Source organism: Exiguobacterium acetylicum, from assembly GCF_019890935.1.
GTDB classification, from domain to species: domain Bacteria; phylum Bacillota; class Bacilli; order Exiguobacteriales; family Exiguobacteriaceae; genus Exiguobacterium_A; species Exiguobacterium_A abrahamii.
Map to the genome: position 1 here is coordinate 2,660,676 of NZ_CP082333.1, position 12,455 is coordinate 2,673,130.

Sequence of the window (12,455 nt, forward strand, 5' to 3'; positions counted from 1 at the left end):
TCCTTTTTACATTAGTTATATTTTACTAGAATTGACATGACTTGTGTACGCTCGGAATTCAAATTTAGATAAATGTTGACCTGTTTTGAGGAAACGGTCATGACGTTGAATGTTTTATCGAGTTTCGCTGTCGGATACGCTTTTTTGACTTCCTTGACCGTCACAGTTCGCTTGACCTGTTTCGGATCATAAACGATAGCACTCACCTTCGCTTTTGTGTCCTTTACCCCATACGTGGAGCAGTAATGAAGAGCACGATCCGCTGAGGCAAGACCATTTCCGCTTTGACACCAATTCGAGTTCTTTTCCCCCTTATAGGATTTATGTACTTGGGCAAGTGTTGTTTTTTCAAGAACGACTTTTCCATCGAGTGAACGTGCTTTTTTCGCTTGTGTTTGAATTTCTTGCAGCCATTTGACGTCTGTCTGTTTTGTTGCTTCGACTGATTGGTTATATGAAGTGCCTGACACGATGCTGACAGTGAGTGCGGCAGTTAAGATGATTCCTAAGACTTGTTTCATGATGATGTCCTCCTCGGCGCCTATGAAAGGCGTTGATAATAAACTGATTCCCCTATTTCAAAAAATTATTCAGTTTTTATAGTTTTTTTCTGGGAACTTATATTTATTTTTTTGATGAGAAATAAAAAAAGAACCTAGTGTCGCATGACACTAGGTTCTACCTCATTTCTTATGCATCTTAAACTCTAAGAACAACTCATTGTAATGCGCGAGCATTTTCTTTCCGAGGTTCTCATAGACCTCAAGCGTATCGGTAACTTGTTTATCAGGATAGAATCGCTCATCGGTCCGAACCGACTTATCGAGCAATTTCAAGCCTTCTTTGTTTGGTGTCGAATAGCCGACGTAGTCCGCATTCTTCGCTGAAATATCAGGACGCAACATGAAGTTGATGAACTCGTGTGCCCCCTCGACGTTTTTCGCGGTCTTCGGAATGACGACATTATCGAACCAGACATTCGATCCTTCTTTTGGAATGACGTAGTCGAGATTTTCGTTTTCGCTCATGATCTCGTTTGCATCACCCGACCAGACAACACCGAGTCCTGCTTCTTCGTTCGCGAGCAATAACTTAATCTCGTCCCCGACGATCGCCTTGACGTTTGGTGTCAGGCGCATTAAGTTCGCTTTTGCTTCCTGCAGTTTCGACTCATCCGTTTCATTCAACGAATAACCGAGACTGTTCAAGCTCATCCCCATGACTTCACGGGCACCGTCAGCAAGTAGAATCTGATTCTTCAGCTTCGGATCCCAGAGATCCTTCCAGCTCGTCGGTTTCTTCCCGTCAATCAAGTCTTTGTTGTAGACGATACCGACCGTTCCCCAGAAATACGGAATCGAGTACTTGTTGTTCGGATCGAACGATAAATCTAAAAAGCGTGAATCGATGTTCTTGAGATTCGGAATCTTTTGATGATCGATCGGCAAGACGAGTTTCTCATCAATCATCTTCGCAATCGCATAGTCGGACGGAACGGCGATATCGTATGTCGTTCCTCCTTGTTCGATCTTCGTCAGCATTGCTTCGTTTGAATCAAACGTCTGATAGACGACCTTGATGCCGCTCTCTTTTTCAAACTGTTTGATCAGTGCCGGGTCGATGTAATCACCCCAGTTGTAGATGTTCAGGACATTTTTCCCCGAATACCCTTGTGTCTCGTTCAACTGATTCAAGGTGAAAAGAATGACACCTGAAATCAAGAAAATCGCGGCGAACAATTGAATCAATTTTTTCAACGGTCATTTCACCTCCGGTCGCGAAAGCTTCGTAGCAGCTCGTTGGTTCAAGAAGTAGTAGCCGATGACGAGCAGGAACGTAAACAAGAAGATGACAGTCGACAAGGCGTTGATCTTCATCGAAATCCCTTGACGGGCAAGTGAGTAGATCTCAACGGACAATGTCGTAAAGCCGTTTCCTGTCACGAAGAACGTCACCGCAAAGTCATCCAGTGAGTACGTCAATGCCGTGAAGAATCCAGCAAAGATACCGGGTGTGATGTACGGCAAGATGACTTTCATCAGAACATCCCAGCGGCTTGCGCCTAAGTCACGTGCTGCATCAACGAGCGTCGGACTCATCTCCTGCAACTTCGGCAAGACGAGAATGACGACGATCGGTACCGAAAACGCAATGTGGGACAGTAAGACCGACGTAAAACCAAGCTGGATGCCAAGTAGCGTGAAGAAGATCAAGAACGATGCTCCGATGATGACATCCGGACTGACGATCAAGATGCTGTTGAGCGTCAACAACGACGTCTCGACCCGTTTCTTACGGACGGCTTGAATCCCGATTGCTCCGAATACGCCAAGGATTGTCGAGATCGCTGCGGATAACAAGGCAATGACGAGTGTGTTCAAGACGATGATCAACAAGCGTGAATCTTGGAAGACTTCCTTGTACCAATCCCACGTGAACGAATCGAAGTTCGTCATATTGTCTGCGCTGTTGAACGAATAGAATGCCAAGTAGAATATCGGAGCATACAAAATGATGAAGACTCCGATCAGATAAAGATTTGCTAGTTTCAGACGTTTCATCAAGTCGTCGCTCCTTTCTTCCGTTTCGTACTCGTCAAGGCAAGGATGATCGCCATCGCGATGATGAGGAAGACAGCGATCGTCGCTCCCATGCCCCAGTTCTGTGTCACGAGGAACTGCTGTTCAATCGCTGTACCGAGCGTGATGACGCGGTTTCCGGCAATCAGACGCGTAATCATGAACAGCGATAATGCCGGAATGAAGACGAGCTGACAGCCTGACTTCACACCATCGATCGTCAACGGGAAGACGACACGTCGGAACGTCGTGAAGTTCGACGCCCCAAGATCACGTGCAGCGAAGACGAGTGACGGACTCAATTTTTCAATCGCGTTGAAAATCGGCAGGATCATGAACGGTATGAAGATGTACACCGAGACGAAGACGAAACTGAAATCGGTAAAGAGAATCTGTTGTCGTCCAATTCCAATCGCTTCAAGCGTTTGGTTCGCAAGACCATACGTACTGAACAACCCGATGAAGGCATAAGCTTTCAACAACAAGTTGATCCACGTCGGTAAGATGATCAAAAGTAGCCACAGCTGTTTATGCTTCGTTTTCGTCAACAAGTAAGCGGTCGGATAACCAATCAAGAGCGAAAACACCGTAATCAAAAACGCATACCAGAACGAGCTGAGTGTCATCGTCAAATAGGTCGACGTAAAGAAGTTCTGGTAGTTCTCAAATGAGAAGTTGCCGTCCAAATCAAGGAATGAATAGTAGACGACGAGTACGATCGGTGCGATGACGAACAAGGCAATCCAGAATAGATACGGGATGAGATACCAGTTACGTGATTTTTGCATCATAACACCCCGTCGTAGGATTCCAGACGCTTATCGAATTCTTCTTCCGTCTCGTTCAGTCGCATGACGTGGATCGCTTCCGGATCAAATGTCAGTCCGATCTGCTCACCAACCGTCGCCTTTTTCGTACTGTGGACGAGCCATTCGTTACCGACTTCATCCATACAAGCGATTTCGTAGTGCACGCCACGGAAAAGTTGCGAATCGACGGTGACTTGCAATTTCCCTTGTGTCACGTTCGTGATTTCAAGGTCCTCCGGACGAATGACGATCTCGACCGGTTCGTTCAATTCAAGACCACGGTCGACACATTCGAATTCCTTCTCTGCGAACCAGACCCGATAGTCTTCCACCATGCGCCCTGGAATGATGTTCGACTCACCGATAAAGTCCGCGACAAAGCGGTTGATCGGTTCATCATAGATATCCGTCGGTGTGCCCGATTGTTGAATGACACCGTGATTGAGGACGAAGATCTCATCTGACATCGCCAGTGCTTCTTCTTGGTCGTGCGTAACGAAGATAAACGTGATTCCAAGACGACGTTGCAAGTCGCGCAGCTCATACTGCATCTCTGTCCGCAATTTCAAGTCGAGCGCTGATAGTGGCTCATCGAGCAAGATGACTTCCGGCTCATTGACGATTGCCCGGGCAATCGCGACACGTTGCCGCTGTCCACCTGACATCTCGGTAATTTCTCGTTTCTCATAACCGGACAAGTTGACGAACTTCAATGCATCCGTCACACGTTTTGCGATCTCTGCTTCCTTCACCTTCTTGATGCGAAGACCGAAGGCGATGTTTTCGAAGACGTTCAAGTGCGGGAAGAGTGCATAGTCTTGGAAAACCGTATTGACTTGACGTTTGTTCGCCGGTACATCGTTGATCCGTTTTCCGTTGAAGATGATGTCCCCTTCTGTCGCTTCCGAAAAGCCAGCAATCAGTCGTAAGATCGTCGTTTTCCCACAACCCGATGGTCCGAGTAACGTATAGAACTTCCCGCGTTCGATTTCAAAGCTGACTTGGTCGAGGACGGTCTGATCGTCGTATCGTTTCGTGACGTCCTTGAATTGAATGATCGTAGTATCTGCCAATCTAGTTCCTCCTTTATAAATATGAGTCAGTCGCGGTCACGAGGACCTTCGTCTCTTGTGTTGACTCATTGCGTAGTTGATGGATTTCTGAAGCCTTATAGTAAAGTGTCTCTCCTTGTTTTGCTACAAAAGACTGACGTCCGAGCGTCAATGTGACGTTTCCTGCGAGCACATAGACGAACGTCTCGGCACCTGATGGTTCATACGTCTTGAATGCTCCCCCTGGCGCGAGTGTCAATAGGACCGGTTCCATCTCTTTTTCGTTCGATTCCGGAATGAGCCACGTGACATGATACCCCTGTTCCTCATCGGCATACGTCGTGACATCTTCTTCCCCATAGACGACTTTTTGATTGAGTGTATCCTCATCAAAGAAATCCTTCGGTGAGATGCCAAGGACTTCGAGGAGATGAAACAGCGTCTCGATCGACGGTGAACTGATTTCCCGTTCGAGTTGCGAGATGTACCCTTTACTCAGGTCTGTTCTTTCCCCTAGTTCCTCTTGCGTCAATCCCTTTTGAAGACGGAGGTTCTTGATTTTTTGACCGATTGAGTACAATCGACGTCCTCCTCTCATCGGCTTAGTTTAGTATAAGATGACTAAAAGTTTACTAATCACGTACCGATTATAGCGTATTTCATTATTTAATCAACTAAAACGTTCAATATTTTTTAATGTTCATTTGACAGCGAGAACGCTTACACCTACAATTAATATCAGGTACTAATTTAAGGAGGAACTTGTTATGCGGATCGCTTGGATCACTGATAGTACAACGATTTTACCGGATACGATCGCTCAGCGCGATGATCTTTCGGTCGTCCCTTTACTTGTCATGAAGGATGGAGAAAGTTTCGTCGATGGTGTCGACGTTGATGCAGAGACCGTCTATAGCTGGATTGACTCAAAACACAAGGTAACGACGAGCCAACCTTCGATCGGGAGTTTCACTGAGCACTATGAACGGTTGAAAGAGGATTACGACGTCGGCTTCGCTGTTCACTTATCGAGCGAACTGAGCGGCACGTACAGTGCTTCCGTTCAAGGGGCAGAGATTGCTGGATTTCGTCTGATTGCGATTGATTCCCGTTGTGGGATTTATCCGGCTGGTCAACTCCTAGCAGAAGCGATTGAACTCGTCGAAGCGGGACACTCAATCGAATCCGTCGAACAGATCATTCTCGAGCGTCGTTTCGATCATCACATTGAATTCACGGTCGCGAACCTCGATCAATTACAAGCAGGCGGACGCATCTCTTCGACGAAGGCATTCGTCGGTAATTTGTTGCAACTTCGCCCGTTGTTCCACTTCGAAGAAGGAAAGATCGTTCCTTACCAAACCGTCCGGACGTTCAAAAAAGCACATTCGAAAATTTTTGATCACCTTGTCGCAATCATTGAACGTGGGCAGGTCACGGATATTTCACTATTCCACGCGACAGCGTATGACCTTGCACTCGAGTGGAAACAACGACTCGAATCGCAATACGATGTGCGTGTCCGCATCGATGACTTAACGCCGGTTCTCGGTTCGCATACAGGGAATCCAGCAATCGGTATGTCCTTTTTGAACCCGACACGCCGACCGTGATGAATAATGAAAATGATTTTTGGGTAAACCTTCTTTAGAGAATAAAGGAGGTTTTTTGTTTGAAAAATAATAAATGGATTTGGCTCAACTGGGTCGGCTTCATATTCACGATTGCCGTGAACGCCCTCGATGGTGGAAAGACAGGACGAATCTCTGATTCGATCATCACATTGTTTAAACCGGCTGGGTATGCATTCTCGATTTGGGGATTAATTTATGCGATTTTACTCATCTGGTTGATTTTACAATCGATTCCGAAATTTAAGGAACACGAACTGGCGAAGAAAATCGGACCGTGGTTCTTGATCAGCTGTCTGTTCAACGCAGGTTGGATCGTCTCCTTCACGTTTGAACTGTTCGTTGTCTCCGTCGTCGTCATCGTTGGTCTTTTGCTGTCATTGATCGTCATCTACTCGAAGATTGATCGTGAGACGAAAGGCTTACGCTTTAAGCTACCGTTCTCGCTTTATCTCGGCTGGGTATCGGTCGCAACGATTGCTGACATTTTCCTGACGATCAACGCAGAAGGTGTGACATCTTGGCTTGGAATTGGAGATGCGGGTTGGACGATGATCATACTTGTCGTCGGAGTCATCATCGCGCTTCTCTTCATGTTTGCGAACCGTGACCCGATTTATCCGCTCGTCTTCGTTTGGGCGTATATCGCAATCAACTTCGAGTCCGATAACGGTCTCGTCGATACGACGGTTCTCGGTAGTGTTGTCTTATTGTTAGCCGGTTATATCTTCCTTCTCGTCCGGATGCGCCGCCAAGTCAGCGTGAGCAAGTGACGTTCCTTTCTCGTTCAAACGGCGTATACTAAAGGAAAGGAGTGAATGACCATGAACATCACATTTACACCGTCTGCTCAGGAGCGAATCCGCCAATTACGCGGTGAAGTATCCGGTCAACTGCATCTCTATTACGATACAGAGGGTTGCGGTTGCGGAAACTCTGGTATTTTCAGTATTCGCATCGTCGATGAAGCGACACCGGAAGACATGACGATTGATTCAAACGTCGGTCCCGTTCTCGTCAAGCGATGGTCGAGTCATTTCCTCGATCAAGAAATGACACTCGATTACAACTCGGAGAAAAAAGCGCTCATCCTAAAGAGTGATGGCCAATACTTCAATACGAATGTGCTCGTGACGGATCAAACAGGCTGCGTCCTGACGGTTCGTTCATAAACACAAATGAAAAAGGCAACTTCCGTCGTGGAAGTTGCCTTTGTTTGTGTTCGAACAGACAGGTGCTGCGTTGAAAGCTGGATTGCCTGAGTATAGTCAAATGTACTGGATGTCTGTCTGCATCGTGCACGAGCTGGTGAAAAACTCCAGCGCTTTGCGTCCCCCCAGACGTCGCATGCATCATCCTCGCATGCTTATCTAGTATACGTACGAAAGTCGTGTTTGGATTGCCTTATCCGACATTCAGAACCGTTTCTTCGATCGTCCGCTGATTGAGATCCTTCACGTGCATCGGCTTACTGTAATAGTAACCTTGACCATAATCGCATCCGAGACGCTTCAAGAAAAGATGCTGTTCGAGTGTCTCGACACCTTCTGCGACGACTTCGATTCCAAGACTCTTCGCAAGCTGGATGATCATTTCCGTGATCGCCGTTCCCCGTTCGTCATGTGGGACTTCATCGATGAACGACTTGTCGATCTTCAGGATATCGATCGGCAAATGCTTCAGGTGCGTCAGGGATGATAGACCCGTTCCAAAGTCATCAAGTGCGATCGTCAGACTGAGTTGTTTCAGCTCACCGAGCATCATCATCGCTCGGTCGAGGTTCTCCATGACGGACGTTTCCGTGATTTCGAGCTGTAGTTGTAACTCGCTCCCACTCTTTAAGGAATGGTGAACGATTTCTTTGATCATCACGTTATGTGACTCGGATCGGAAGTGCATCGCGGATAAGTTGACAGAGACTTGACGAATGAAATAATCTTCCTTCTTCCAAATCTCCATCTGTGCGACGGTCTCCTTCAACACCCACTCGGTCAAACGATGAATCAAACTGTATTTTTCAGCCAGCGGGATAAACTCCGCCGGTGAGATGAAACCGAACTTCGGATGATTCCAGCGAATCAAGACTTCCGCCTGATCGACCTTGCCTGTCGCGAGTGCGATCTTCGGTTGATAGACGAGAGCGAACTCCTTGAAATCCGTCATCGCCCGGCGTAAGGAACCGACGATCAATTGCTCTCTGCGATCAGAGTGTAGCGCATCATCATACACGATGAAACGATCGCGTCCCTCGTTCTTACCAGCACGTAGCGCACTCTCCATCTGACCGATTCGCATTTCAAGTGATTCCTTTGTATCCGGTAAGATGACGCCCATCGTCGCTGTCAGATGAACAGCCTGATCCTCGAGATCGATCGGTTGACGCACGTCCTCTAAAATCTGTTCGAAGACCTCCGTCATATCTTCCTGCGAGACACGTTTGATCAGGAAGAACTGCGTACCATTGTAACGGATACATGCTTCATCTTCCTTTAGCGTCCGTAGCATCCGCTCCGCGAACTGCCGAATGACCGCGTCTCCCTTATCAAAACCAAATGTGTCATTGACCCATTTATATCCATCCAGATCAAGTAAAGCCATCGCCATCTCCTGTTTCGCTCGACCGTAATGGGTATCGACCTTTCCCATATGATGGTCAAGCCATCTCCGATTATGCAGTCCGGTCAAATGATCCGTATACGCCATCATTTGTAGAGCACGTCGCTCCAAATGAATATAGAGTCCAGCAATCAAGATGACGATCAAGAAGACGGGGATTGCGACTTCGTTTAAGATGTTCGATGTGATAGGAGCGTCACCGATGATCCCGGCATTGGAAGCTGGGATACAAAACGATGTACCAAGCATTCCGACATAATGCATCGACGAGATGGCAAACCCCATCACGACCGCGATGGGAATCAAGATCCGTTTCTGATTGACATGTCTTAAGCGATGGAGCAGTAACAAAGCGATATACGCGACGGTAACGGCAATCAGAACCGATAAGAGGAATAATCCTGTCTCATACCGGACGGTTCCGCCGAACTGCATCGCCATCATCCCGAGATAGTGCATCGTGGCGATTCCGCCCCCCATCAGTGCTCCCGCTAAAATCACCTTATTTCTCGTAATCGTCGACGAGTACAAGAGATGGAAGGCAATGAAAGCAGCCAAAATGGCAGGAATGACGGATAAGAACATTAAAAACCAATCATAGCGAACCGTAACCGACAGGGCGAATGCCCCCATCCCGACGAAATGCATTCCCCAGATTGATAATCCCATCGTCAATGATGAGAGGAACAAGGCACGCTTCTTCAAGGAAGTCGCCTTCGCGAGACGCCGATTTAACTCTAATGAACCATATGATCCGATGATGGCAACGAGCACTGACACTACGACGAGTGTCACTTCATAATGTTTCGTTAAGATAATCCATTCATTCATTGTATGAGGCCTCTCCTTAATAGACTGTCATTCTCCTAACTATCGTCTGCTCGGTCTCATTTCTTCAGTAAAAATTAGAAATTCATTCGATTTCTTATCATTTCAACGCGCATTTACTTATTCTATTGAGCACCTTGCACAAAAAAAGCGAATCCGTACGAGACGGATCCGCTAAACTTCATTCTTATAATGCAACCGATGCGACGATTTCGCCCGTCGGTTTTTCTAAATCTGGTTCTGGTTCGACCGTGATGGCGACCGCGTCCACCTTGCCGTCTCCTTTAAGTGGGAAGACAGCTGCTGCCTCTCCATCTTTTTCGATGACACCGTTCGCAGTAGGTGTTTCGCCTTCAATCGTCCATAATTGATAAAGTTGCCCTTCTTGAAGGGGTGGTAAATCCTTCAACTGGACCAGCATGTACGATTTATCGTTTTGCGTGAAAATCATGCTTGATCCTTTGATGGACTCTGTGCTTTCGAAGTTCCCCATCCCTTTGATCTCATCCATGGCTAACGTCTCGGGTGTATCCGTGCTTTCTTCCTGTGAGAGGAAGTAGGCGTTCGCACCAAGTGAGAGAATCAAGGCGGCGGCGATACTCATCAACCAGCCGAGTGGGACACTTTTTTTCTTCGTTTGTTGCTGACGTGCTTGTTTGATGTCTACCGGAGTAGTCATCGGTGCTTCCTTCGGAGACGCCGTCTCTGCTGAACCAAGGACTTCTCCAAGAATTCGTGCTTTCATACCTGCAGGAACGGGTCGCTCCGGAAGCGATTCAGCGATGGGAAGCATGAGTTCTTCCATTTCTAAAAGCGCTTCGCGACATTCTTCACACGTCGCAAGATGCGCTTCGAACGCGTCGCGATCTGCTGCGGATAATGTTCCATTGAAATAATCGATTAAGTCATGACAACGTTCTTCCATCTCGTTCCCTCCCATCCATTCGTTTTCGTAATGCTTGAATCGCGCTCCTGATTCGCGTCTTGACCGTTCCAAGAGGTAAATCGAGTCGCTCTGAAATCTGTTGCTGCGTCATACCCTGGAAGTAAACGAGTTCAATCAGCTCTTGCTGCTCTGGCTTCAGTTCACTGACCGCGTCGCGCACTTCAGCAGCCGTTTCCCGTTGCATGACCGTTCGCTCGACCGGCTCGTCGTATCCACCATCTCGTTCCTCGACTTCGATCGTCGGCTGTCGTTTTTCACGACGGAGACAATCAAGTGCCGCGTTACGTGTAATCGTTAAAATCCACGATGAAAACTTTCCTTTTTGCGTATCAAAATCAACACGACCATTCCAAATCTTCATCCACACTTCTTGTATGACTTCTTCGGACAACCGGTCATTATTCGTAAAGCGATGGGCGAATGAGAATAATAGCCGCTCGTACTTATCGTACAACGTCTCGAGGGCTTGCTCATCTCCGCTACGCATCAGATGATAAAGCGATTCATCGGATTGAGTGTGCATCCTTCTCCTCCTTCTGATGTCAGCCTTATCATATAGTATACGCAAGCTGACACCAAATCGTTTTCTATTTTATTCATTTTCTAAGTAAAAATCTTCACCACATCCATATTCCCTAATTCTAATAAAAGTATAGCTTAAAATTCTGCTGAATTGACAGTTATACCGTAATGGGCATAGCATAAAGATACTACATGACGTCAGGTCAACGGGAATCGGAGGAATAAAAATGGATTATGATCGGAAGATGAAGAACCGTGTTAGTCGGATTGAAGGACAGCTACGAGGCATTTTACGGATGATGGAAGAAGGGCAAGATTGCCGCGATGTCATCACCCAGCTCTCCGCTGCCCGTTCTGCGATTGACCGGACGATCGGCGTCGTCGTCAGTTCGAATCTAATTGAGTGCGTCAAGGACGCAGAACAAAACGGCGACGGACAAACCGAAGAACTCGTCAAGGAAGCGGTCAATTTGCTCGTTAAGAGCCGCTGATATAACGCTCGTACGGATAGTCTGCTTGGATAGCAGGCTATTTTTTTAGACGTTTATTTTAATATATCAGCTGTTTGATCCAGGTTTGATTGCGCGTCAAAACAGGTATACTAAATTGTTATTATCTGGACTGCTCGTAAAAGACGTCCACTTAGGAGGAAGAGTACTTATGACCGTTTCCCTATTCATTGATGTCGCATGTAAGACAGGCGAATCTCCTGTTTACGATGCAAAAGCAAAGCGCTTTTATTTCGTTGATATTCCGAATCAACTTCTCTTCTCATATGATCTCGTCACAGAAGCACTCAAACCGTATACGTTACCAAGCGCCATCACATCGATTGCCTTGACGGATGCACCGGATTTATTACGTGTCACGGCAGAACACGGATTCGGAACGTTTGATCTCAAAGAAGGACATCTGTCTCTTGAGCATCAACTGTCGCTACCCGATTCCGACCGGATGAATGACGGAAAGCTTGATCCAACCGGACAATATGTCGCCGGTAGCATTAATGAAGAAGACGGTAAGACTGCTGGATTGTTCCGTCTGCGTCACGATGGCTCCATCGATGTCTTGCATGAAGACTTGACGAACTCCAATGGACTCGTCTGGTCAGAAGATGGCAAGACGCTCTATCACATCGATACACCGACGAAAAAAGTCTATGCCTTCGACTACGCTCCGGACGCTCCACTTTCGAATAAGCGTGTCGCCGTTGACCTCGAAGAAGAAGAAGGGTTCCCAGATGGTATGACGAAGGACGCGGAAGGTCATGCTTGGATCGCACATTATGCTGGATCATGCATCACCCGTTGGAATCTTGCGACTGGTGAAAAACTCGCTCATGTCGACTTCCCGGTCGCCAATCCGACGTGTCCGATTTTCTACGAAGATCGATTGCTCGTCACGACCGCTGCAAACGGAGATGAGACGCCACACGCCGGTGCCGTCTTCGCTGTAACATTTGAATGATTTAT

At 47.1% G+C, this 12,455-nt stretch carries 14 protein-coding genes; 5 read left to right on the forward strand and 9 right to left on the reverse strand.

All coding sequences use genetic code 11. The features are described from left to right. Positions 1-11 precede the first annotated feature (11 nt). The 6 genes from K7G97_RS13800 to K7G97_RS13825 all read right to left on the reverse strand — a co-directional run bounded on the left by K7G97_RS13800 (position 12) and on the right by K7G97_RS13825 (position 5,020). A complete protein-coding gene (locus K7G97_RS13800) occupies positions 12-521 on the reverse strand; it encodes a hypothetical protein (protein ID WP_223040810.1) in 510 nt (169 codons plus the stop codon). Between the two features lie 162 nt (positions 522-683). Continuing rightward, positions 684-1,757: an ABC transporter substrate-binding protein gene (locus K7G97_RS13805; RefSeq protein ID WP_223040811.1), complete on the reverse strand. Its 1,074-nt coding sequence runs from the start codon at positions 1,755-1,757 to the stop codon at positions 684-686. A gap of 3 nt (positions 1,758-1,760) precedes the next feature. Beyond that, complete coding sequence (locus tag K7G97_RS13810; protein ID WP_223040812.1) at positions 1,761-2,561, reverse strand: ABC transporter permease; 801 nt, start codon at positions 2,559-2,561, stop codon at positions 1,761-1,763. After that, complete coding sequence (locus K7G97_RS13815; RefSeq protein WP_396133836.1) at positions 2,561-3,367, reverse strand: ABC transporter permease; 807 nt, start codon at positions 3,365-3,367, stop codon at positions 2,561-2,563. The genes K7G97_RS13810 and K7G97_RS13815 overlap by 1 nt, the downstream gene beginning before the upstream one ends. After that, a complete protein-coding gene (locus tag K7G97_RS13820) occupies positions 3,367-4,461 on the reverse strand; it encodes an ABC transporter ATP-binding protein (protein WP_023469351.1) in 1,095 nt (364 codons plus the stop codon). Before K7G97_RS13820 ends, K7G97_RS13815 begins: the two co-directional genes overlap by 1 nt. 13 nt (positions 4,462-4,474) lie before the next feature. Beyond that, positions 4,475-5,020 (reverse strand): helix-turn-helix domain-containing protein, encoded by a 546-nt coding sequence (locus K7G97_RS13825; RefSeq protein ID WP_023469352.1) that lies wholly within the window; start codon positions 5,018-5,020, stop codon positions 4,475-4,477. A gap of 187 nt (positions 5,021-5,207) precedes the next feature. Between K7G97_RS13825 and K7G97_RS13830 the strand changes: the two genes are divergently transcribed. The 3 genes from K7G97_RS13830 to K7G97_RS13840 are packed head-to-tail and all read left to right on the forward strand — an operon-like array spanning position 5,208 to position 7,243. Then, the gene (locus K7G97_RS13830; RefSeq protein WP_195864462.1) at positions 5,208-6,053 is read left to right on the forward strand and encodes a DegV family protein; all 846 of its coding nucleotides are present in this window, start codon (positions 5,208-5,210) and stop codon (positions 6,051-6,053) included. A 59-nt stretch (positions 6,054-6,112) separates the two neighbouring features. Further along, positions 6,113-6,844, forward strand: a complete 732-nt coding sequence (locus tag K7G97_RS13835; RefSeq protein ID WP_223040814.1) for a tryptophan-rich sensory protein — start codon at positions 6,113-6,115, stop codon at positions 6,842-6,844. Positions 6,845-6,895: 51 nt separating this feature from the next. Continuing rightward, a complete protein-coding gene (locus tag K7G97_RS13840) occupies positions 6,896-7,243 on the forward strand; it encodes an iron-sulfur cluster biosynthesis family protein (protein WP_223040815.1) in 348 nt (115 codons plus the stop codon). A 232-nt stretch (positions 7,244-7,475) separates the two neighbouring features. On the opposite strand, the gene K7G97_RS13845 is transcribed toward K7G97_RS13840, so the two are convergent. The 3 genes from K7G97_RS13845 to K7G97_RS13855 all read right to left on the reverse strand — a co-directional run bounded on the left by K7G97_RS13845 (position 7,476) and on the right by K7G97_RS13855 (position 10,984). After that, entirely contained in the window at positions 7,476-9,518 is a 2,043-nt protein-coding gene (locus K7G97_RS13845) for a bifunctional diguanylate cyclase/phosphodiesterase (RefSeq protein ID WP_223040816.1), read from the reverse strand. Between the two features lie 184 nt (positions 9,519-9,702). Next, positions 9,703-10,440, reverse strand: a complete 738-nt coding sequence (locus K7G97_RS13850; RefSeq protein ID WP_029342595.1) for an anti-sigma factor — start codon at positions 10,438-10,440, stop codon at positions 9,703-9,705. Beyond that, the gene (locus K7G97_RS13855; protein WP_223040817.1) at positions 10,421-10,984 is read right to left on the reverse strand and encodes an RNA polymerase sigma factor; all 564 of its coding nucleotides are present in this window, start codon (positions 10,982-10,984) and stop codon (positions 10,421-10,423) included. The genes K7G97_RS13850 and K7G97_RS13855 overlap by 20 nt, the downstream gene beginning before the upstream one ends. Before the next feature lie 226 nt (positions 10,985-11,210). On the opposite strand from K7G97_RS13855, the gene K7G97_RS13860 reads away from it, so the two are divergent. After that, positions 11,211-11,474 (forward strand): metal-sensitive transcriptional regulator, encoded by a 264-nt coding sequence (locus K7G97_RS13860; protein ID WP_023469359.1) that lies wholly within the window; start codon positions 11,211-11,213, stop codon positions 11,472-11,474. Positions 11,475-11,643: 169 nt separating this feature from the next. Further along, positions 11,644-12,450 (forward strand): SMP-30/gluconolactonase/LRE family protein, encoded by an 807-nt coding sequence (locus K7G97_RS13865; protein ID WP_223040818.1) that lies wholly within the window; start codon positions 11,644-11,646, stop codon positions 12,448-12,450. Positions 12,451-12,455 lie beyond the last annotated feature (5 nt).

Bases quoted from the DNA above. Each gene is read 5' to 3' on its own strand.
- K7G97_RS13815 (WP_396133836.1), bottom strand. From the start codon at position 3,367: ATGCAAAAATCACGTAACTGGTATCTCATCCCGTATCTATTCTGGATT.
- K7G97_RS13810 (WP_223040812.1), bottom strand. From the start codon at position 2,561: ATGAAACGTCTGAAACTAGCAAATCTTTATCTGATCGGAGTCTTCATC.
- K7G97_RS13850 (WP_029342595.1), bottom strand. From the start codon at position 10,440: ATGGAAGAACGTTGTCATGACTTAATCGATTATTTCAATGGAACATTA.
- K7G97_RS13865 (WP_223040818.1), top strand. From the start codon at position 11,644: ATGACCGTTTCCCTATTCATTGATGTCGCATGTAAGACAGGCGAATCT.
- K7G97_RS13845 (WP_223040816.1), bottom strand. From the start codon at position 9,518: ATGAATGAATGGATTATCTTAACGAAACATTATGAAGTGACACTCGTC.
- K7G97_RS13840 (WP_223040815.1), top strand. From the start codon at position 6,896: ATGAACATCACATTTACACCGTCTGCTCAGGAGCGAATCCGCCAATTA.
- K7G97_RS13860 (WP_023469359.1), top strand. From the start codon at position 11,211: ATGGATTATGATCGGAAGATGAAGAACCGTGTTAGTCGGATTGAAGGA.
- K7G97_RS13855 (WP_223040817.1), bottom strand. From the start codon at position 10,984: ATGCACACTCAATCCGATGAATCGCTTTATCATCTGATGCGTAGCGGA.
- K7G97_RS13830 (WP_195864462.1), top strand. From the start codon at position 5,208: ATGCGGATCGCTTGGATCACTGATAGTACAACGATTTTACCGGATACG.
- K7G97_RS13800 (WP_223040810.1), bottom strand. From the start codon at position 521: ATGAAACAAGTCTTAGGAATCATCTTAACTGCCGCACTCACTGTCAGC.